We start from the raw sequence: 22,315 nt of genomic DNA on the forward strand, positions 1-22,315 counted from the left end.
ACGAACTATTAAGGAAGCTTACCTATAGTCTCCAGCACATCCGCTACGTCATTCAATCCATAGTTCTCATAGGTTTCTCTGGTAGGCCAGCCGGTTTCCTTATCCCAACCACGCAGGGCGTAGTAGAGGTCGACCAGATCGTTCCACTCATCCCAGGTTACGGTTTCCCCCCAGGGATCGGGAAACTGCATAATTGGAAAGATCGCATTGACTTCCAGTTCCCGAGTCCGATCGTAATTTCGAATGATAATCGCGCGGAAAAGGTTTCTAGAACGCTCAGCGGCTTTATTGAGTTCTTCCTCTGTCATCGGAATCCCCGTCGCGGCCGTAAACATTTGAGCTTCCATATCGGTCCAGAACAAGTTCGGGCTTTGCCAGTCGCAGCAGGTTACGGAATCCTTCAACTCAGCCTTATTCTCGCCCATAACCACAGCCTTGGCCGTAAGCGGGCTGCGGCACGGATCGTCCTTTAACTCAAGATAGTTTTCAAATTTATCGTGATGATGTTGAATGGTCTGCGTATCACGGGTGGCGGTCATTTGATGAAGGTTGGTCGCTACCCAAGCAGGTTTGGCGATTGACGCTTCAAAACCGCGGCCCTGCCAGTGGACACTGTGTCCCCATGCCGTTTCCAGGCTGATGGGAAGGTCCAGCTGTTTATTGATCTGCCGGGAATAACGGCCATGGTAAATGGTATCGCCAAATTTCTCCTTACCTAAAACCCGGATGGCTCTGGCCATCCCTTCTGCGAGGAGATTGCCGTAATATCCTTTGCGGTAGACGATCATATCCATCAAATACCTGACAAATTCCTCCGACTCCACATCGATTTCCTTACCAAAGTCGATATCGTCAAAGACGCCTTCTTTCTTGCCCATGGACAGCCATGGCAACAGCCAGATAATAACATCCCATTTATCGACACCATACTCATTACAAAGATCATTGATAACACTGCCCTTATCAAAATCATGTTTCCAAAAATCTAAGATATCACCGGGGCCAGGGGTAAACTCTTGTTTGAAATAGGGGTCACTTGTGTCCGGCGGATCAACTTCGCGGGCAATCATCTTACACGCAGGAAAGTGATTCTGCTCCGTCTGGAATATTCCACCGGGTCCGCCGGGTCCGCCGTAGGGTACGTCCTGGTCGAAAGCAAAGGCGAAGATACTAACGCATTTTTCTACATGGTTAACCTTTTCTTCAGTAAAAGCCGATTTCATATCGAGCATCAGGCACATGCAGTGCTGATTGCAGCCATAGCTGCAGGCAACCTGGGCACGCTTCCAGCCGCCGGGGACTAGGTTTTCTGCACCGGGTAACCCATGATGAGTTTCGTTAATAACCGGTCGTTTAAGCATCGAAGGATGTGCCATCTTCATCCGCAGTTCAAGCACTTTCTTGCTATCGGCCGGAACGACCGTCCCGGTACCGCGCACCGTTATTGCTTTCAGATTCTTTGAACCAAAAACAGCCCCTAGTCCTGCTTTAGCTGCCACATTATCATTACTGGTGGTGACACTGGCGTTACGAATCAAGTTTTCTCCGGCAGGACCGATGACGATGCTCTTGACATCGTTGCCATGGATCTCTTCAAGTCTTCTCTGCGTAGCATGAACCAGCTTTCCCCATAGATTTCTTGCAGAAAGAAATGTGATGTCGTTGTCCTCAATATAAAGGTACGTAGGCTCGGGGGCTTTTCCTTCCAAAATGAAGCCGTCATATCCCGCAAATTTTATTTCTGCGCCAAATGAGCCACCGATTCCACTCCATGCATACTGCTCAGGAAGGCTGTTCGGAGAAATCGTCGTAAATACCGTCCGCCCGCCGGTCGGTATTCCCGTTGCGGTTGTTGGTCCGGTCATATAAATAACCTTATTTTCCGGGTCAAAAGCTTTTACTCCGGGTTTAACCTCATCCCAAAATATCTTATTACAGACGCTCCGTCCCCCGATATATTCCGGTACGTATTTTGTCGTCGGTATAACAGAAACCGTACTGTCCGTTAAATTAATGCGGGCAATCTTGCCGACATACCCATAAAGTTTATCCATAGCTAAAAAGCTCCTCCTCACAGATAAGATTGCTTTATTTATCACTTACACTGAGACAGGACACCTGGCAATATTGTACACAGGCGGGGCCTTCAGGGCGATTGCGGCAAAGGTCACACTTTTTAGCCTTGCGTTTGGTTTTATCCGTGCTTTTTATATAATTTATACGTGGCGGGTCAAAGACACATGCTTTTATGCAGCGCTTGCAGCCGATACAAAATTCTTCGTTAATATAGGCGATACCATGTTCATCTAAACACAGAGCCTGATCTTTGCGGGCACATGCCTCGTAGCATGGGTGATCGGAACATTGCTGACAGGTGTTTATAATGCTAACCATGGTCTGGGTACCTTTTTCCATAAAGATTCTGTTATAACAGGGCCCCACTACACCGTCATGAACAAGTGCACAGACAATTTCACAGGCATTGCATCCCGCACAGAATGAAACATCCGAGGGAGCCTGAACGATATGCTGGCCATAACTTCTCACTTTTACATTATCCTCCATATATTCCCACTGTATAATGTCAATTGCATTATACTTCACCTTTCGCAAGATTATGCTTATCAAAATATAATGCAAAAAACATGCCAATTATGATAAAAAAAATAGCCTTGGTCTATCAGGCTATTTTTCTCGTATTTCGTTTCATAAACTTTTTTAGGATGTTACTTTAATTACTTATATTTCTAAAAAAACTACTAATTTGTCCAAATTTTAGAAAATTTATAATTATCAATTAAGACATTTATCATTAATCAGTGATTCTGTGAGAACCCGAATAAACAATACCATAATCGCCTTTGACATACCCTAATAACGTGATATTATATTGACGGGCCAGACGGATCGTCGCTGTTGTGGGAGTGGATTTGGAGACCACAATGGGAGCATCGAGACGAATCATTTTCATCAGCATTTCCGAGGTTAGTCTGCCGCTAATATATATAATGCTTCTTATGGCGATTTTTGTTTTATTCTGTATTAACAGCATTCCTGCAATCTTATCGAAACAATTATGCCTACCGATGTCTTCTGTCTTCAGTTGAAAGCCGTCCGTAGCAAATAATACACTGTGTACGCCGCCAACTTCATTATAGAGTTCCGATTCCTTAATAAATCGATTCATCGTGTTAAGAATCTCATTGGCAGAGAAAGTCAAGTCATTTTCACTAATGTTGTACAGTCTTTGCTTCAAGGGATTAATATATGTATAACATTTACCACATCCGGATGTCATGCTCCTTAGACTCTCTCGCATGTCAATGACCACATATTCCTTTAGTTCAATGACTACCGCCAACATGTTTTCAACATAGTCTATACTTTTGATATCATCAATGGCGTTGATGACACCTTCATTATACAAAAAACCTAAGGCGAGTTCCTTTTGATATTGATTCAGACAAAGTAAAGATACAAGTTCCATACCGTTGACAATGATTTTGAGAGATACTTCGGCGATAACCTTAATTTCCTTTTCATTACGAGTGATGCCCATGTTTTCTCTTTTAATTTCTATAACATCAAAATCTTCATAGACAATCCCTTCCCCAATCATCGCAATCCCTCCGTAAGTAGAATTAGTTGATATTAAAAAATACCAACTGCAAATATAACACAAGCACTCGTATCCTGCAACAAGACAACCACAGCTGTTTTGGACAACGCTACATAGTAGGTGTTTTCGTTAGACAAACAAAGTCCCCATCATAACCGATGGGGACACATTCCTTATGTAGGTGCGAAGTCAACCTGTAAGCCGAGTTCTGTACCTCTTGCGAGGTGATGATCATCTATCTGGGACTGCCGTTACCGACAGCCTCAAGCGACCTTACCCGGGAACAGAGCGGGCAGCTCCATCGTTCCTCTATTTGGTCTTGCTCCAAGTGGGGTTTGCAGGGCCAATCAGTTACCTGACGGCCGGTGAGCTCTTACCTCGCCTTTCCACCCTTACCGCTAATCTAGCGGCGGTATATCTCTGTTGCACTTTCCTCGGGGTCACCCCCGCCGGGCATTACCCGGCACCCTGCCCTATGGAGCTCGGACTTTCCTCAGAAGCGACCTTTCGGTACTTGCTCCCGCGATCATCCGGTTGACTTCGCCACACAATTTTACTGGATTAATTGCTTCAAGTCAATTGCGATAATTACTGTATTACTTGCTACTGGTGCTGTTTATCTTATTGCGTTGATATATTTGTTATTTCATATAGGCCAGAACAATTGCTTAGTATACTACATTATTAGATAGTGTATTTGCTGCAGCCACTGTTTCGTCTCTTGCTTCTTTGCTGTTAAAATGTTAAAAAATACGTTGAAACGTCTCGACAATATTGTGTGTTTACATAGCATAACATTTTTATTTTCAATGTCAATCTACAATTTTTTACATAATAATATTATTCTCGATTCAATGTTATAATTATTTTAATTCTACTTATGCACATATTGTTAACAATTTGTGGATAAGTTTTTTACTAATTACACGGATATTACTGTATTCGATACACCTTGCCGGGTTCTTCTGTTGATAACTTTATCACCATTTTAACCAAGGCACTTTGTTCATCGTGCTAATGATTAATTCTGCGTCGGTCATTGTCCGATCCGCTCTAATATAATCATAAAGCGCATGGACCATCGGAATTTCGCTAAGGAAGTGACCCAGTTCTCCCACTGCCATGCCTGATTCGAGACATTCCAGCACATTATGGTAGTTGAACTCGCCGACAATATACAGATCGGCACCTTTAAACGCGGCTTTCTGCACAAAACTGCTACCGTTGCCGTTTAATATGGCAATTTTTCTTATTTTCTTCTTTGGATCCCCAGCCAGTCTCACCGAAGAAAAATCGTAGGCTGTGTAGTGATTTTTCAACCGGGTGATAAACTCCTGCCAGATATCGCCCAGAGCCCGGGGCTCAAGCAGCAAACCGACCGCACCATATCCACGGGCTTTGCCAGTGTTTTGGAGCGGAATAATGTCGTAGGCCGGTTCTTCATAGGGATGGGCTTTTTGTAAGGCTTTGACTGCCCGGGACAGCGCGCGTTCTTCAACAATGCTTTCCATCCGAATCTCCGGCACACGGGTCAGTTCCCCGATCTTGCCAATAGCCGGCATAGCACCGACCAATGCTCTGAACATGCCTTCGCCTTTTGTCTGATAAAAGCACTCGGTATAGTTGTTGCTGTGCTCGCCGTCAGTGATTCCGCTGCCGACACCTTCCGCAGCCAAGGCCAAGCGAAGCGCGTCAGCGGATTCTTCCGGGACAAAGGTAACCAGTTTTACCATTTTCTCCGCGGCAGTCATATCCAGAAATTCCACCTTTTCCAACTGCAGCATGTCGGCAAAGGTCAGGCTGGAGGATAGTACAGATTGATCGAGATTGGTATGCGCAGCATAGCAGGATATGCCGTTACGAAAAAGCGAAAGCGGGATCAAAGCCGACGGATTGTCCATCCGGAGGTTTTTTAATGGTTTAAAAAGCAGCGGATGATGGGATACGATCAACTCGGCATTTTCTTTGACAGCTTCTTCAACTACTTCCGGCGTCACGTCCAGGGTCAGTAAGATCTTTCTAACCCGCTGGGCACTGCTGCCAACCAACAAACCGGGATTATCCCAGTCTTCAGCCCAGGCGCGGGGGGCAAGCTTCTCAATGAGTTGTTCTACTTGTCCTACCGATACAGCCATGTTTTCATTACCTCCACCATCGCAATTTCCTTTTTCATCTGAGTTGCTTTCGCAGTAACCTGCGCTCTGTCGGTCCGCGTCATTTCCAGGACTACCCGCTTTAGATTGGTACTTGTCTCGTCAAGGATACCGCAGATCAGGGCTTCTTTTCGTTCCACGATGAGCGGCCCGATCTGCCAGATGAGCTGTGCCATCATTCTTTCATATAATGCGATTCGTTCTTTAGCATCTTCAGATACCGTGCTAGTCTCTCCTCGTCCTGCTGCAGTCGGTGTCATAGTATCTTTCTTCTCTTCTACGGCAGAGTCCATATCGCAATGATACGCCATTATCTTTTGGACGATTTGGCGCGTACGTTCTTCAATATCATTTCTATCATGCCCCTCTGATCTGGAAAATTGGATAACGGTGTAGATACGATCATCTTCCTCAACCAGACATTCCTGCTTAAGCCTCCACCCCTGAGACAGCAGCACGTTCCGAACTCGGCTTTCGGCGCCCTGGGGCTGGAGAATCAGTGTGTCGATTCTTTGGAGCACCTCGGGCTTGCTTGCCAGAATCTCAAGCATTGTGACGCCGCCCATGCCGGCTATCACCAACGTATCGACTTCGCCTGGAACGAGCGGGATTAAACCGTCGCCATGGCGGATGCGGAGCACATTCTGAAGACCGTAGGCATTGACGTTTTCCATCGCCGATATATATGGCCCTTGGTGAACATCAATCCCGACAGCTTCCCGGATAATCCCTTGCTGGATAAGAAAAAGGGGCAGGTAGGCATGATCCGTCCCGATATCTCCAACTTTAGACCCGAACGGAACAAAGGAGGCAATGGTCTGAAGACGGGCACCCAGTTTGACCGACAGTTTTTTCAGATCCTCTCCGCAGGCGCCGTTAGAGGCTATCGATTGATCAATAATACTCTTATCTTCACTATCCATTGCTGTATTCCTCTCTTATTCACGCGAAACTTCTCGACAATAAATAATTTAAAATAATAAACTCCGGCTCGCACCAGAGTTTTATTTCTATCATCGTCATTATTTATTCTTTTTTCAAACTGTAATAACCTTTAATAAATCATTAGTACCCTATTTCCCCTGGTTTTTTTAGTATACACTTTCATCTAAACATTAACAAGCCGAAAACCCGTTTTTCCTATCCATTTAATCTGGGCGATTAATCTTTGTTCTCATCATAGGAATATCTACAATCTTTAAGCTATCCTTCTTTAGTTGAATGCTTTCAATAATTACTGTCTCATAACCGTCGGCGGTGACTTCAAGCGTATAGTTCCCAGAATTTAGTCCTTGAAACCTGAAATCTCCATAATCGTCACTTTCCGTAGACGCATCTAAGCCATCTTCTCCGTAAAGTGTCAGCTTCGCTCCTTTTATGATCGCATCACGAGATGAATCCCAGACTCCACCTGCAATTTTCAGTTTTGGCAGGTTCATGATCTCTATCTCCTTAAACAAAATACCGCATGCTGCTTTTCTTTAACTCCCTGTGGCTGAATAGCATCGTATGATCCGTGATTCCTGTTTCTTTGGACAATTCGTTCATAATTTCCCGGCACCCTTCATCCGAATGCCCATGAATCATCGTAAAGAGATTATAGGGAAAACCGGGGAGCCTAGGACGTTCATAGCAGTGGCTGACTTTCGGGGAAGCAGCCATTTTTAACCCCACCTCCACTACCAACTTCTCCGGCACACACCACACACCCATCGCATTAGAAGTAAAACCGGCTTTTTGATGATAAAGTATGGCTCCTATACGCCGCAAAATGCCTCTTTCCAGAAAATAATCGATCTTTTCCAGTACTTCTTTTTCACCGATATTGAGTTTCTCTGCTATAAAAGAAAAAGGGGTAAGGGTACTTGCCAGGTCCCCCTGAAGCAATCGGATTAACGCCTTTTCCTCATCGCTTAATCCCCTATCCGGAGATACTTTTTTAGCATTATTCCATGCTTGATCCGTATTCACACAATGTTTAATAAGGGATGTCCCTGATACCCGGTTCTCTTCCTTCTGATCCATGTCTAAGAAATTCAAGCAAACCTTAATTTTAAATACATTTTTCGCCGGGATACTGTAAACTTCATCACTGCCTAACGCCTTCTTAATCTCGTCTAAAATTTGCTCCATTCTTTGCGGAGAACAGGCAATAATCGTAAACCACATATTATAGGTATGATTACGGATATAGCTATGCGTAATTTCGGTGATACTCTGCATGAGTTCCGCCAGAACCGGAATTTTGTCTGCAGGAACTTTTGCCGCACACAACGTACTGATATAACCTAAATGACAGGAATCAAAGATTCCACCAACACGCCGGATTATTTTTTCGTTTTTTAATTTTTCAATTCTTAAATAAGCTTCCATTTCGGTAGTGCCTGTTTTTATTCCGATTGTTTGATACGGACGAGAATCCACCGGAAAAGCCCCTTGAATGAGATTGAGTATTGCCTTGTCAACGGAGTCCATTTACCTGTCCTCCTCTGCGGTTATAGTAAAGGCACCAGGGCTCCTCGGCCATAAAATCTCCTTCATGGTAATAGGCTGCACGGGCCCGGCAACCGCCGCAGATTTTTTTATACGTACAGGATCCGCAACTGCCTTTATAGTCTAGGGTGCGAAGTTCATGGAATACCGGATGGGTTTGCCAGATTTCATCAAAAGGTGTTACCCGCACATCACCCAACGGAATATTCAAATATGCGCACGGCTGTACCTGTCCTTTGGGGCTGATGATACAGTAAGCTGTTCCAGCCAGGCACCCTCGGCTAAAACGAGTTTCCACTCCCAATTGCTTCGCTATTCTTGTGAACTGGGGGGCACAGGTAGGTTTAAGTTCAATGTTAACGCTCTGTTGCTTTTTTATAATCCTGGTGAGAACATCTTCATAAGCCTCAGCTTTCAGCGATTCCTCCTCAATGGATACAGCCCGTCCGGTGGGGACAAGGAAGAAAATGTGATGGGCGACCGCTCCTTCCTCTACGGCAAAATCGGTGAGTGTTTCTAATTCCGCTGAATTCCAATCCATGACAGTTGTGTGGATCTGAAAAGGCAGACCAACCCGGCGGCAATTCCTCATTCCCTGAACCGCTTGCTCCCAAGCACCTTGATAACGGCGAAAGTGATCATGCTTTTCGCTGTCCAGGGAATCAAGGGAAATTCCCATGCCCAGGGCACCGGCTTCTTTAAGTTTTTGGGCCAGTTCAACCGTAATTAAAGTTCCATTGGTTCCAAAAACAGGCCGCAGTCCCAGATTGCTCGCATAAGCAACTAAATCGATTATATCCGGTCGCATTAATGGTTCGCCGCCGCTGAAAATCATGATTTTAAATCCGGCTTTGACGATCTGATCCAGCATCGTCTTGGCTTCATCTGTGCTTAATTCTTCTTCCAGCTTCGCGCCGGCATCCCGATAACAGTGCTCACAGTACATGTTACAGGCATTGGTTGTATTCCACGATACGATCATTGGCTTGTCCTACTTTCACTTTGGCTGGCTATACCGATCTCGTCGTCGGTCAGATAACAGGCAGGGTCGGATGCCCAGAAATCTCCGGCCACCGCGCCAGCCCGCGTACGGAAATTTCCGTTGCAGAAGCTTAAAAACCGACACTGGGCACAACGTCCCTTTAAATGAGTCTTCCGATCCTTCAACGCAGCCAGGAGCGGATGGTTCATATCCGTCCAGATCTCCCCAAACTTTCTTTCACGGACGTTTCCAAAAGAAATATACTGGGTGAATTGATCGGGATGAACATCACCGTAAGGATCAATTTCCCCGAACGCAATCCCTGAACGGTTTCCGCCATTGATTTCGAGGAGGGTTTTGATCTTTTCCGCCCGCTCAGGGTTTTCTTGAAGGGCTAAAAGATACAGGTAAACGCCGTCACAGTGATTATCTACAGTCAGGATTTCTTTATTCAGACCTTTTTCCTGAAAGTCTTTCGTTCTGCGGATGATGGTATCCATCGCTTGCCGGGACTCCTCCGGGGATATGTCTTCGGATACCATTTTTTGTCCACGGCCGGAATAAACTAAATGATAAAAACAGACGCGGTCAATATTTTCCGCTTCAATAAAATCAAAGATGTGATCCAATTCTTCGAAATTATGACGGTTGATTGTAAACCGCAGCCCCACACGCTGCCCTGCCGCGACACAATTCCGGATTCCTGACATCGCTGCCTGAAAAGCACCTTGTTTCCCTCGGAACAGATCGTTGACTTCCCGCAGACCGTCTAAGGAAATCCCCACATAACCAACACCGATCTTTTTTATCCGTAAGGCAAGTTCCGGAGTAATCAACGTACCATTTGTCGACAAGGTGGGCCTTATGCCTTTGCCGGCAGCATACTCGGCCAACTCAAAAAAATCGGGCCTTATTAACGGCTCTCCGCCGGAAAAAAGGAGTACCGGCACTTTAAAATCCGCTAAATCATCAATCAGTTTTTTGGCCTCTTCCGTCGATAGCTCGCCTTCATATTGTCTGGCGTTGGAGTCCATGTAGCAATGCACGCAATGAAGATTACACGTCTTAGTCGAATTCCAAACCACTACCGGACCGGACCCACTTGTGGTTCCATGTTTGTTGCCTTGACTGTCTTTGCTGTACCGCAAGGAATCCCCAAAGTTCTCCGTATCGAATAAAAGTTTCGTTATACTGATCAATGCTAACTCCTTTCATCCTACAACGATATAGCATCAATGTATGACAATTGTTACTTAATTCTTGAGTCATTTTAAATCATCGATAATTTTCTTTTTATTTCATTTTAAGACCTATATTCCCTCTTGCTTAATTGAACCAGCAAATCCGATGAGGATACTATCTCCTGCAGGGACGCCGTAATTTCTTCTGTGGCGGCAGCCTGAGTATGGCCCGCTATGGATAAATTCTGAATGTGCTTGGCTAAATCTTCTTCAGCTATTCGCATTTCCGATAAGATTTTTGATACTTTTTGGGTGGATTCACTACTTATTTGAGCCAGTTTTCGCATTTCCTCCGCAACAACAGAGAAACCTCTGCCTGAAGCTCCTGCTCTAGCAGCCTCAATTGCTGCATTTAATGCTAACAAATTGGATTGTGTAGAAATACTCTGTATCAATGAAACAATATTATCCGTTTCCTTAATTTTTTGATTATTGATCTCAGTGATTTTAATAATTTCTTCAATGGTATTAGCCAATTTTTGTGAACCAGCGGCAATCTCCTCTATGCTTGCACTGGTTTGCTGCAAAGAGGATGCCATATTTTCTGACGCTTGCTCTAAGTTTAGCTGCCTATCTAGATTTTTAGCTATGGTGACTGCCCCAATGACTCTATTCATTTCATCACGGAGGGGAAAACCCCCTCCAAGTATATGAACCCCAAAGACCTCCTTTGGAATTACCGCCATAAAGGCTTTGCCGGAATCAAATAGTTGATACAGTGGATCTCCGGATGGTATTTCATCACCTATAGAGATATTCATATGAAAACTATTTGCTTGAACAAAACCAACAAATTTATTTCTGTCGGTCAGTCCGAAAGCGGCATCTTCATGAATGATCTCCTTCATGATAGGGAGTACTTCCATCAACGAATTCAATATCGTCATTATACCCTCCAAATGATTAATACTGTTTATGCATAACTATGCATTCCGGACATTAGAAAGTTCACACCAAAAAAAGTGAAGAGCACCAAAATAAAACCGGCTAACACGATGATATTTGCTCTCTTTCCTTGCCAATTCCGGTTCCGGTGCAAGTGCAAATACAACGCATAGATAATCCACGTTATCAAAGCCCAGGTTTCTTTGGGATCCCAGCTCCAATAGCTGCCCCAGATTTGTTCTGCCCAGATCGCCCCAAGGACGATTGATAAAGAAAGCATGGCAAATCCCCAGGCAACAATATGATAGATTTTTTCTCCATTAGTCGTATCGTTCTTTTTGATGATATTTCTAGCTGAAAATCCTGCAGCCAGAGCGAATGCCGCATAGGCCAAAACAGCTGTCATAACATGTACTGTTAGCCAGGGACTCTTAAGGGCAGGCATAACCGGCCCTGCATTATTCAATTGATTGGCCATTAGCACGAAGATACTTAGGATAAAGAGGAAGGCAAAAACCATAATCACTCCGCCTGCCTTTTTATCCTTACTTTTCAATTCATATACCATGTACATCACGATGGTAACGAATGAAAAACACAGCAGAAAATCACTCCCGCTTGACAGCGGTGGTCTACCGGTAAGATTCCAGCGATAAAGCAATAGCAACAGATTGAACACTCCGCCGATTGCCACTGCAATTGACGCAAATTTCAGAACCTGTGTATTCTCGGTCTTATTTCCCACAAAGTATAGTATTGCTCCTGCAACGTAAGCAATGAGGATACCGAATAATAATTGCTGCATCATATGTTTTCACCTGATTCCTTAAAAATTTTAAAATTGGGATTGATCTGCAACAACTCTGGGGCGCCGGTTAAAAGGCAAAGCCATGAATGAGCCAAGCATAAGTAAAATTCCGCCAGCTGCAGTGACAGGCAATGCGGGATCAGATTTTATTTTTAATACTGTATAAGTCTCAACTCCGGTAAAAACTATATTAATCCCGTTATTGAGGTTGATGCTCTCACCCAGTTTTGCAACGCCTATGCCAAGTAACTTATCCTTTTTATAAACGGAAAACATGACGCGGGGATTGTCCGGCCTTAGGGTTTTCGATTCCATGCCATAATTCTCATCGAAATTGGGAACATAACGATAGAGCTTGACGGTTTTATCTGTTTCCGGAATAGAAAGAGAGTCCCCTTCGTTCAAAAAACCCTGAATATCCGTCTTACTGAGACCGTTAATTTTGTAGCTTATTTTGTTTCCGAAACTCTCCTGATACACTTTTACTTTTTCGTAGACAAAAGGATGATTGACACTGATCCAAATGTTTTCCTGTTTCTTGTCCCCTTCTACGATTCGGACTTTGGAATCAAATTGAGAGGCTGATCCATCATTGTTGTATTCAATTCGGAATTGTTCCAATTGAATGGAAAAAGGCTTATTCACCTTAATAAGTTTAGAAACATCCGTTGTTTCACCTTCTGAAAGCTTCGATAGTACGCTTTGTCCATAATGCAGGTATACTCCTCCGCCAACAACAATAAGAATAATTCCGATGTGAAGCAGCAGAGTTCCTATTTGTCTGACCCTCTCTAAAAAATTAAGTTTATTTTTGAATAGGTTCTTAAGCCGAATGATTCTGTTAATTGTGCAAAAGAACAGATTTAAGGTGATAAGGGCTAGTAAAATCTTAAACAATGGGCTGTGATAGAACACTTCCGGCATAATCAAACTGCCCAACATCGATACCAGCCCGATTAAGGCCAGCAGGGCAAGTCCGGTCTTCATGCCGGTAACTTTGTGATAAATCTTTTTAAATTGATTCATTCGATTTCACATCCAAGAAAGTATTCGATTCATATCTTAATTTGTTATTTCTTTTCAAAATAGGAAGGTAAGTTATTAAACCATTCAAAATCGTGGCACTGATAACAGAATACTGTTGATTTTTGATGCATACTATGGCACTCATAGCAATTTAAATCTCCGTTGTGCGAATCATGTGGATTTGACTCTGCGAAATTTGTTTTTGCTTTGACACTTGTCATGTCATGACATTCCGTACAAAATTCGGTTGTCGCAAATTGCCTCTTCTCCAAGGGTGTTTGATAATCACCGGTAATATACTTTAATCCTTCCTCAGCCTGAATGGAGAGGGAACTTTCATGGCAATCGTGACATCTTACGCCAGCTGCGGCATGCTTATTGGCTAAAAGATCGCTATTATTCCACGAATCGTAATACGACTGCATATTATGGCAGAGCGTGCAAAAGGCTGGATTGTCGCTTGCTTTATGAACTCCCGCGAATCCTCCGCATACAAGTACGACCAAAGTAATAACGACGATGATTAATAACTTTGTCTTTTTCGACAATTTCAGTATGCTTTCTTTACTTTTATTTTTTATCTTTTGCTGTGCTTTCTCCATTTTTTCGCCTCCATTTTTTTAATTGCATTTCTATTGGTGATATTTTTTAAAATTATATTACGCAATATAATTTTTGTCTTTGTTCACCAATACAATATTCTTCAGTGATTGGCACAGTCCAAAATTCTACACGGAGACGCTTCTGTCTAAAGTCTTGCCATAAATAGACGAAGCGTTCACTTTTTAGATTATCTGTTTTTAGGAAGGTCTTCATAAGTCAATACTTTGAAGAATCTACAATGTGGCACATTATTTGCAATATAAATACATTGTAAGGGAAATAATGAAAGCGGTGTATGATGAAATGTCGATCTCATTAGAAGGTTCTTTTGATTTATTGGACGGCATATATAAAGAAGGTTTGCCGTTTGTAGCCTCTTATCTGGAAAAACATATTCACTCCCCCATTATCATCACGAATGATACAGGCAATATACATTATTCAACCTTGCCTGAGATAACTAATGGAAAGTGTATTCCACTAAAATTATCTTCCAATCAAAATTATAGTTATCTCCAATCAGAACGGTCTTTGTATTATCCTATTGTTCATAACAGGATTCTCGGTTTTATCATCGTAAAAGGGCTCCATCCCAATCATGTCGCAGAAACGATATCGATACTGTCCGATGCCCAGACACCTTTAACTTGGTATTTTTTAAGAATTACACAAGTGAATGAAAGCACAAAAGCTCTCGACAAGAGTATGTCGAAATATTTCTTTCAAAAAGCAGACACCGATTTTAAAAATAACTTCCAAGAATCCTATAGAACAATCGATTTGAAAATCCCTTATTTTGTCTCAGTAGTCAAGATTGACAACACAGGCCTTACTGATGATATTAAAAAATTCTTAAATCCTTTTACAAAGCAGTACTTTCAAACAAAACAACCGGAAATCATTATTATGACCTGCTCAGATTGTTATGTGCTTTTTATCCCCGCAAATATGGAAGGCCAAGCTTCACGTGTGGGCTCAAGTGATATAAAACTACTAAATATAAAAAAATACAAAGAAATAGTTGAAAATAACTATAACGTAACTTTATCTATTGGCGTTGGCCAAACCTATCCATTGCCATTATTGCGTCAAAGTTTTCAGGAAGCTCAAATTGTGCTGACACTAAACCGACTTATGGAGAAAAAAGGTTTAGTTCAGGAGTTTGAAAAGCTTGGGATTTACTATTTTATTTTTTCCAGCGGCGTCCAATCGATTAAGGATTATTGTCTTAAAAATCTAGGACCGCTAATCCAATATGATAATGTAACGGGCAGTGATCTTCTTTCTACGCTAAGAACGGTCTTGGATTGCAATTATAATTTGAAGTCAGCGTCTGATCATCTTTTTATTCATATCAATACAGTCCATTATCGCTTGAAAAAAATCGAACAACTATTAAATATTGATCTTTCAGCATTCAATAACAGACTCGAGTTATATACCGTAATAAAGGTATGGGATACATTAAAAATTCATTCGTATGCTGATGTCGATCCTGAAAGTTATGATACCCTCTATTTTAACGAAAATTCGTTTGTATGAAACAACAATCTATTTCGTTATCCGCGCCAATGTGCTTGGTTTATACCCAGTGATATAATAGGTTCTGCTTAAATTAGGTAAAAGCTGCTTGTACAATATGCCAATATAAAATGCAGCCCAAACTAAGAACAGGAGGAAACCATATGGAGGTGAAATAAGGGGTTAAATAAGGAGTAAAATACCGGGTTATGAACAAATTCAAATTATCTTTGTCAAAGAAAAGGAGGAAAAGTGAATTGAAAGTGGTAAAAAGATTTACGGTATTAATCTTAGCATTACTAATGGTATTCAGTTTAGCTGGTTGCGGCTCAAACGGTAATGAGAAAAAATCCGGGTCTACCGGCGCTGCCGAGACCAAACAAGCCGACGTCGTAGTTGTCGGCAGTGGTATGTCCGGTATGTCTGCGGCCATCGAAGCAGCAAGTCAAGGAGCAAAAGTCATTTTATTAGAAAAACAAAGTATTTTGGGTGGGAGCACAAATTTTGCTGAAGGTATGTTTGCCAGCGAAAGTTCCATTCAGAAGCAAATGGGCATTAAGGTCAATACACAAGAGTTGCTTAGTGAAGAGTTTGCTTTTTCCAATTATCGCGTTGACGGCAATCTATGGAAAGACGTGATGAAGAATTCGGGCGATAATATCAACTGGCTGCTGGGCATGGGGGTCAAGTTTGAAACGGTTACCAGCACTGGCGCCGGTGCCAAAACATGGCATGTTTACGAGGGATTCGGAAAAACAGTTATTGATAAGCATATGAAACCCCAAGCTGAAAAGTTGGGCGTGGAAATCATGACCAGTACTCCGGCCAAAGAACTAATTATGACCAACGGACAGGTTACTGGTGTAAAAGCAACCACAGCAGATGGAAAAGAACTGGACATTACTGCTAAAGCCGTTATCTTAGCAACTGGCGGTTTTGGTAACAATCCGGAAATGATCAAACAGCTTACCCATCTTGACAGTTCGAAATATGCGATGAGAGGCGCTGCAGGACATGATGGTGATGGTATTAACATGGCGAAAGCGGCAGGTGCTCTGACCGGCGAACGTGCTATTGTTATGACTCTGGGCAATACAGTAGACGGTACCAGCCTTCAATCACAGCTTAGTGTAGCAGCCGGTCAGGAACCAGATCTCTGGGTTAATCAAGACGGAAAACGTTTCTGTAATGAAGATGTAATCTGGTATTATACCCGCGGTTGCAATGCGGTGACAACGCAATACAAAGCGTTTAGTGTTTTTGACAGCGATTATGTAAAGAAGCTAGCCACTGAAGGTGCAACGGTTGGCTGGGGCATGTATTGTATGCCCGGCACAAAATTAGACAAACTCAGTGCTGAGCTTCAGAGAGCAATAGATAACAAAAACGCTTCTGTATTTAAAGCAGATACGCTGGAAGAACTTGCTGCCAAAATGGGGATCGATCCGGCCACATTTAAAGAAACAGTCAATAGTTACAACACTATGTGTGCCGGTGGTAAAGACACCGATTACGGCAAGGATTCCAAATATCTTCAGCCAGTGAAAACCGGTCCGTTCTATGCTTTCAACATGAAAGCCATTAACCTCACAACCTGCGGCGGTATTAGAGTAAATGAGAAAATGGAAGCGGTTAATAATGACTATCAGCCGGTCAAAGGACTCTATGCTGCCGGATTGGATTGTGACGGTTTTACCGGGGACACTTACGGTTTAACTCTTCCTGGTTCAGCCCAAGGACTTGCTTGTTATACAGGCAGAAACGCAGCAGAAAGTGCTGTTGCGTATGCGAAGTCACTTTAAGACAAGTTCGTTCATTGTACTTCGGGTTATAAGTTGAAATAAGCATAATGTATCGCTAAAGCAAAAACATGCAGGAAACCTTTTATTTACGGTTTCCTGCATGTTATATCCGGCAATCATTCTGTTGGTCTTAAAGGATAGAATTATCTGGAGGAAATTATTACAATGAAAAAAAAAGGCAATATCATCCTGATCGGGATTATATGCACAACAGCTATCATAGGTTTTACCGGTCTTTATATTTGGAAAAACGCACATTCAGATGGTCACCTGGTTGCAGTCATCACCCATAATGAGAAGGTTATCGAACGTATTGACCTCAATAAGGTAGAACAGCCAAGAAACATCACGATTTCAGGCGATTATCACAATACTATTCGTGTGGAAAAAGGCAGAATAAGATTTGAGGAATCCGATTGCCCTAACAAAATCTGTGTTCTCACAGGTTGGCTCAAAAAATACGGGGATATCGCGGTCTGTCTTCCTAATAAAACAATAATAGAAATTGAAAATCAGTAAATAATCGAATATTAAATGCTTCTAATCTCCTTTAATAAATCAGTTTTCTTTATTTTCTTATACAATGATGATTTGCTCATTCCCAGTAAACGCGCTGCTTCGGCGATATTATTGTTGGTTTTTACGATTGCCTGAATGATCATCATTTTCTCTACATCTTTAATCGAGTTACGACTCTTCGTATCGTTCATAGTCGGATCAGATACAGACGGATGTTGGGTAGAATAAGGAGATTTATTGATTGTTGGTGGAAGATCCTCCGGTCTGATCATATTGTTATTTGAAGCGTTAACGGCATAAACCATCGCATTTTGTAGCTGTCTGACATTACCAGGCCAACTATATTGCATTAATCGATAGATTGTTGCCTCACTTAAGGACGGTCTAGCTATCTGTTGTTTTTCGGCAATATTGGCGATAAAATATTCTGCCAGTTCAAGGATATCCTGCTCTCTCTCCCGCAAAGGAGGAATGGCTACCTGTAATGCTTCTAAGCGGTAGTATAAGTCCTCGCGAAATACTTTCTTATCGACCAGATCAGAAAGTACTTGGTTCGTGGCGGCAATAAGTCTAAAATTGACAGGCTTGTAACTTGAACCGCCTATGCGCATGACTTGCTTTTCTTCCAATACTCTAAGCAGCGCCGGTTGCAGTTCGAGAGACATATCACCGATTTCATCAAGAAATAACGTTCCGCCATCAGCCAGTTCAATCTTTCCTTTACGGCCCTGGCGATCTGCCCCGGTAAATGCGCCAGCTTCATAGCCGAAAAGCTCACTTTCGATTAAGTTTTTGGGTATCGCGGCACAATTGATAGCAACAAAAGGACCATTCGGGCAATGCTCATTGTGAATCGCTTGGGCAAATAATTCTTTGCCGGTTCCACTTTCACCTTGAATTAATATGTTGTAATCCAGTTTAGCGAATTTTTTTGCTAAGCTGATAGCTTGTAAAAACTGTGATGAGTTTCCCACAATCTTATCAAAGCGATATTTGGTTTCTAAGGTAGACCCCGCGAGAACCTTTTTAGTAAATGTTGCGGCATTTTTGAATACTAATGAATATCCAATCCGATTGCCATAATGGTCATCCAGTGGCTTTGCCGAACTTAAATATGTGTTTTGATTTATTTCTTTGAGTTTAATTTCGAAATCATTGACTTCGTTCCCTGTCTCCAATAGCGATTTAATTCTTGGCTGATCACCAATAATATCATAAATTGTCATCCCAGCTATTTCCGGTATTTTGCGATTAAGTATTTTACAGACTTGGGGATTGGCGTGAGTAATTCTTCCGTCTCGGTTTAAGAGCACAATGCCTTGATCGGTCGTTTCAATAAAACGACCAAACAATTCTTGATTCGAGATAAGGTGTAATTCCTTTTCAATCCCTTTGGCTATAGAAACGATTAATGGCAAGGTATGCGTATTTTGAAAAATCAAATCGTTTGTTACAAGAGTAATTGTTCCGGCTAAATTGTTATTGATATCCATTATCGGCGCTGCCGATGCTGTGTATTGGTAATAGGTTTCGTGATATTGCTCAGGACCGGATAATTGTATCGGAATTTGATAAATTAGACTGATTGAGTGTGAAAGAGTTCCAACCGTTTCTTCAGACCAAACAACTCCGGGAAATAAATGCAAGTCCTCGATCGTTTTATAGAAGACACCATTTTTATCTACTTCTACATGAAGCATGACTCCCTGCTCATCAGATAGTAAAATCATAGACTTTTTGCACATATCGGCAAGTTTGCGGATATAGGGAATAGATGCTTTGACTAAGAGGCTTTTCTTATGCAGCAAGTTTTCAAATTCAGGTTTATCGACGATCGGGCCATAATTAAAATCATAGAGTTTTAGACCACGATGATAAGACCTGAGCCAAGACTCTCTAATAATCGGACGTATATGACCGACTTCTGAGTTGTTTTCATTTCTAACGATACTCTCTTTTGCTTTCGCGATTTGGTTTGCGATTTTCAACGTTAGATTTGAATTCTTTGTTATGGTATTTCTTTCGGCGCTGATAATAATAGGGCTTACCTTTTCTTCAATTAACGTGTTATCAGAAGAATTCGCATCATACATAATAATCCTCCTATTAGTTGGTTAGAAGGGAATTGTAACTTGTTTCTATGCTTGCAAGTAAATTCATATATATTATAAACCTGCCTGTAATAATGGACAAGGCTCCGAACAGTTATACAATAATTTCCAGGATGCTGCTTATTTATATTATATCAGTGCAAAATTGCGCACACACTAGCTTGTATTACAAAATATCTTGTAGCATAATACAAATGCTATTCAATCACGTTTGGCAAGGAGAATCATTTCAATTAAAAAAACACCCTTCTAAATAAAAGGGTGTTATTTTTAGATATTACCGTTTAATGAAGATAACCAACATGATGTTATCAATTACCTGAATACTTTGGTGGGCCCACTTGGGATCGAACCAAGGACAATACGAAAATAAGTATTTCCCATTATGATAAGAATACTTATCATTCAAGGGTCCGGCGGCATTTTATATAGTTGTTACAGAACATAAATTTGCTTTAGTATTCGCACAATAGAGGGTCAATAGAGGGTCAATTTAACTCACTTGCATGTCTGTTGTACCGTATGCAGTCCATCTCTTCTCCTGGATATATTAACTCTAAAGGAATGTTATTGTAAAGTTTTTTTATTTTAACCATTATATCCGCGGTTAATAAGCTTGCGTCGTTTTCAATTAATTCATATTCATCTGCACTTAAGTCGCAATGCAGTGCAGCTTCAATAATGCTATACCCGCATGATTCCCTTACGCATCTCAACATAATCTGAAACATGATTTATGTCCTCCAATTTAATCGAACGTATGTTCGTATTGTTATAGTACCCCTTTTCCTTTCTCCTTTCAAGGTGAAATTTGTCGAGATAAAAATTTACTTATTTATTAAATTTTCTGAAATTGTATCTTAAATATACTAATAAGTCCTAGTCGAAGTAAGAGAAAAAAAGTCGAATCTACAAATATTACACCTATTTAAGTGTAAATTAAATGATAAAATATGATTTACCAAAATTTAGCTATGGCTTATAATAAATAAAAAACATATTGCAAGGTGTAAAATGACGGTAAAAAATCGTCTGCGCAAGATCAGGCTCACGATGGATATTACCCAGACCGAAATGGCGCAATTACTTGAAGTTACTCAACAACAGTACAACAGGTATGAAAGGCAAAAAACTCAACCATCGTTAGAAATAGCACTGCGCATTGAGAAAAAACTAAATCAACGAGATATTTTTTATCTAGCAGATTAAAAAAAGATAAAACCCGACAAGGGTTATTTTTATTTCTTTTTACATATGTACAGGCATAATTATTGCTTACTTAAGCGTATAAATTACTGAACAAATCAACGAACAGGAGGGATATTATGGACTATCTAGGTTTTTGCGTCCATCAAGGCATTAAAATCTACGAATGGTTACGACCTGACACAATGCGCACCAGGATACAATCTGTTATCAATGCCACTAAACTACAGAACAAACAGGAACAAACACCGGATTTCCGCAAAGAGACTAAAACAGAAAAAGGATGGTCGTTGCTTTACGTTTTACCGCCTGGAATTGTCCAGAAAGACTTTGAGGATCGGCGCCAATATTTTGAGTCATACGTCAACGGGAATGTCGATTTTGAACAGTCCGGACGCAGGTTAATCATGAATATTTATCAAGCCAAATTCCCAGCCAAGGTTCCGTATCAATTCGACTCCGGGGAATACTCTGAAATGCTCGCTCCATTGCCTCTTGGTGTCGCTATGGACTCCACACCGCTTGTGGTTGACCTCTCCACTCTGCCGCATATGTTAGTCGGAGGAATGACCGGATACGGCAAAACAACGGCTTTAATCGGCTTTACCGTTGCTTTGCTTATGTCCGGTGTCGAGGTATCAATTATTGACCGCAAGCGGTTAGACTTTCCTCAGTTTTCTAAGTGGGTTGATGTTGCCATGACTGAAAAAGAGACAGAGAACCTACTTAAAAAGTCATGCGAACAAATGGACGAACGGATTGACGAACTACAGTTGGCCGGTGTCCAGAAGTTCCAGCAGTACAAAGGTGATATGAAATATAAAGTCATTATTATTGACGAACTCACGGCTATAGAAAGCAAAAAGAGCCAAGAATATATTGATTCCCTTGTTCACCTGGGCCGGGCAGCAGGAATCAGTTTAATCTTAGCCACTCAGAAACCGTCACATAAGGTATGGGATGGATTTACGGAAGCAAGGGCCATGTTAGGAGGGCGTTTATGTTATTACGTGGCAGACAGCACAGAAAGTCAAGTTGTGCTAGGAAGGGGCAATACACGCGGTGCAGAGCTTCCAATGAAACCAGGCAGGGCAATATTTAATAATGACCGGGATCAGATGATACAAGGCTATTATATTGATGCTGAAAAGGCTATCGCTATTCTTGATAAACTGCCAAGAAGGGAGAATAAGAATGAACAACAGGTTATACGCAAAGCAACGAGATAAAAAAGCATTAGAATATATTGAAATGCTAGGAGCATTGACAACACCGCAGATAAAAGAATTATGTTTTCCAAAAAGCATGAGGAAAGCACAACAACGTCTAAAAGTGCTCTCCCCAAA

General features: G+C 41.8%; 20 protein-coding genes and 1 other RNA gene. 5 read left to right on the forward strand and 16 right to left on the reverse strand.

What is annotated here, in order from left to right; all coding sequences use genetic code 11:
• Window positions 1-8 precede the first annotated feature (8 nt).
• From LPY66_RS18090 to LPY66_RS18155, 14 genes are all read right to left on the reverse strand, one after another.
• Window positions 9-2,054 carry an aldehyde ferredoxin oxidoreductase N-terminal domain-containing protein gene (locus LPY66_RS18090; RefSeq protein WP_337985640.1) on the reverse strand — a complete coding sequence of 682 codons (2,046 nt, stop codon included), beginning with the start codon at window positions 2,052-2,054 and terminating at the stop codon, window positions 9-11.
• 34 nt (window positions 2,055-2,088) lie between these two features.
• Window positions 2,089-2,565, reverse strand: coding sequence for a 4Fe-4S dicluster domain-containing protein (locus LPY66_RS18095; RefSeq protein ID WP_337985641.1), 477 nt, complete (start codon window positions 2,563-2,565; stop codon window positions 2,089-2,091).
• A 247-nt stretch (window positions 2,566-2,812) separates the two neighbouring features.
• The gene (gene fdhD / locus LPY66_RS18100) at window positions 2,813-3,619 is read right to left on the reverse strand and encodes a formate dehydrogenase accessory sulfurtransferase FdhD (protein WP_337985642.1); all 807 of its coding nucleotides are present in this window, start codon (window positions 3,617-3,619) and stop codon (window positions 2,813-2,815) included.
• 181 nt (window positions 3,620-3,800) lie between these two features.
• Window positions 3,801-4,161: RNase P RNA component class A (rnpB, locus tag LPY66_RS18105), an RNA gene on the reverse strand.
• Between the two features lie 438 nt (window positions 4,162-4,599).
• The gene (locus tag LPY66_RS18110) at window positions 4,600-5,754 is read right to left on the reverse strand and encodes a Nif3-like dinuclear metal center hexameric protein (protein ID WP_337985643.1); all 1,155 of its coding nucleotides are present in this window, start codon (window positions 5,752-5,754) and stop codon (window positions 4,600-4,602) included.
• On the reverse strand, window positions 5,739-6,695 hold the full coding sequence (locus LPY66_RS18115; RefSeq protein ID WP_337985644.1) for a tRNA (adenine(22)-N(1))-methyltransferase: 957 nt from the start codon (window positions 6,693-6,695) through the stop codon (window positions 5,739-5,741). Before LPY66_RS18115 ends, LPY66_RS18110 begins: the two co-directional genes overlap by 16 nt.
• Before the next feature lie 225 nt (window positions 6,696-6,920).
• Complete coding sequence (locus LPY66_RS18120; protein WP_337985645.1) at window positions 6,921-7,211, reverse strand: carboxypeptidase-like regulatory domain-containing protein; 291 nt, start codon at window positions 7,209-7,211, stop codon at window positions 6,921-6,923.
• 13 nt (window positions 7,212-7,224) lie between these two features.
• Window positions 7,225-8,247, reverse strand: coding sequence for a siroheme decarboxylase subunit beta (gene ahbB / locus LPY66_RS18125; protein WP_337985646.1), 1,023 nt, complete (start codon window positions 8,245-8,247; stop codon window positions 7,225-7,227).
• Window positions 8,234-9,247, reverse strand: a complete 1,014-nt coding sequence (nirJ2, locus tag LPY66_RS18130; protein ID WP_337985647.1) for a putative heme d1 biosynthesis radical SAM protein NirJ2 — start codon at window positions 9,245-9,247, stop codon at window positions 8,234-8,236. Before nirJ2 ends, ahbB begins: the two co-directional genes overlap by 14 nt.
• Complete coding sequence (gene nirJ1, locus LPY66_RS18135; protein WP_337985648.1) at window positions 9,244-10,446, reverse strand: putative heme d1 biosynthesis radical SAM protein NirJ1; 1,203 nt, start codon at window positions 10,444-10,446, stop codon at window positions 9,244-9,246. The genes nirJ2 and nirJ1 overlap by 4 nt, the downstream gene beginning before the upstream one ends.
• Before the next feature lie 104 nt (window positions 10,447-10,550).
• Window positions 10,551-11,336, reverse strand: coding sequence for a methyl-accepting chemotaxis protein (locus LPY66_RS18140; RefSeq protein WP_337985649.1), 786 nt, complete (start codon window positions 11,334-11,336; stop codon window positions 10,551-10,553).
• Between the two features lie 65 nt (window positions 11,337-11,401).
• A complete protein-coding gene (gene ccsA, locus LPY66_RS18145; protein ID WP_337985650.1) occupies window positions 11,402-12,181 on the reverse strand; it encodes a cytochrome c biogenesis protein CcsA in 780 nt (259 codons plus the stop codon).
• A 27-nt stretch (window positions 12,182-12,208) separates the two neighbouring features.
• Window positions 12,209-13,207, reverse strand: coding sequence for a cytochrome c biogenesis protein ResB (locus tag LPY66_RS18150; RefSeq protein WP_337985651.1), 999 nt, complete (start codon window positions 13,205-13,207; stop codon window positions 12,209-12,211).
• A 44-nt stretch (window positions 13,208-13,251) separates the two neighbouring features.
• Entirely contained in the window at window positions 13,252-13,809 is a 558-nt protein-coding gene (locus LPY66_RS18155; RefSeq protein ID WP_337985652.1) for a cytochrome c3 family protein, read from the reverse strand.
• Between the two features lie 241 nt (window positions 13,810-14,050).
• On the opposite strand from LPY66_RS18155, the gene LPY66_RS18160 reads away from it, so the two are divergent.
• The 3 genes from LPY66_RS18160 to LPY66_RS18170 all read left to right on the forward strand — a co-directional run bounded on the left by LPY66_RS18160 (window position 14,051) and on the right by LPY66_RS18170 (window position 17,652).
• Window positions 14,051-15,352, forward strand: a complete 1,302-nt coding sequence (locus LPY66_RS18160; protein WP_337985653.1) for a PucR family transcriptional regulator — start codon at window positions 14,051-14,053, stop codon at window positions 15,350-15,352.
• Between the two features lie 242 nt (window positions 15,353-15,594).
• Window positions 15,595-17,133: an FAD-dependent oxidoreductase gene (locus tag LPY66_RS18165; RefSeq protein WP_337988136.1), complete on the forward strand. Its 1,539-nt coding sequence runs from the start codon at window positions 15,595-15,597 to the stop codon at window positions 17,131-17,133.
• Between the two features lie 165 nt (window positions 17,134-17,298).
• A complete protein-coding gene (locus LPY66_RS18170) occupies window positions 17,299-17,652 on the forward strand; it encodes a NusG domain II-containing protein (protein ID WP_337985654.1) in 354 nt (117 codons plus the stop codon).
• 11 nt (window positions 17,653-17,663) lie between these two features.
• Here the strand turns inward: LPY66_RS18170 and LPY66_RS18175 are convergent, their stop codons facing one another.
• Entirely contained in the window at window positions 17,664-19,745 is a 2,082-nt protein-coding gene (locus LPY66_RS18175) for a sigma-54-dependent Fis family transcriptional regulator (RefSeq protein ID WP_337985655.1), read from the reverse strand.
• Between the two features lie 506 nt (window positions 19,746-20,251).
• Window positions 20,252-20,494 carry a hypothetical protein gene (locus tag LPY66_RS18180; protein WP_337985656.1) on the reverse strand — a complete coding sequence of 81 codons (243 nt, stop codon included), beginning with the start codon at window positions 20,492-20,494 and terminating at the stop codon, window positions 20,252-20,254.
• Between the two features lie 283 nt (window positions 20,495-20,777).
• Between LPY66_RS18180 and LPY66_RS18185 the strand changes: the two genes are divergently transcribed.
• On the forward strand, window positions 20,778-20,972 hold the full coding sequence (locus LPY66_RS18185; protein WP_337985657.1) for a helix-turn-helix transcriptional regulator: 195 nt from the start codon (window positions 20,778-20,780) through the stop codon (window positions 20,970-20,972).
• 116 nt (window positions 20,973-21,088) lie between these two features.
• Window positions 21,089-22,198: an FtsK/SpoIIIE domain-containing protein gene (locus tag LPY66_RS18190; protein WP_337985658.1), complete on the forward strand. Its 1,110-nt coding sequence runs from the start codon at window positions 21,089-21,091 to the stop codon at window positions 22,196-22,198.
• Window positions 22,199-22,315 lie beyond the last annotated feature (117 nt).

Origin of the sequence: Dehalobacter sp. DCM (assembly GCF_024972775.1) — a bacterium.
GTDB lineage: Bacteria > Bacillota > Desulfitobacteriia > Desulfitobacteriales > Syntrophobotulaceae > Dehalobacter.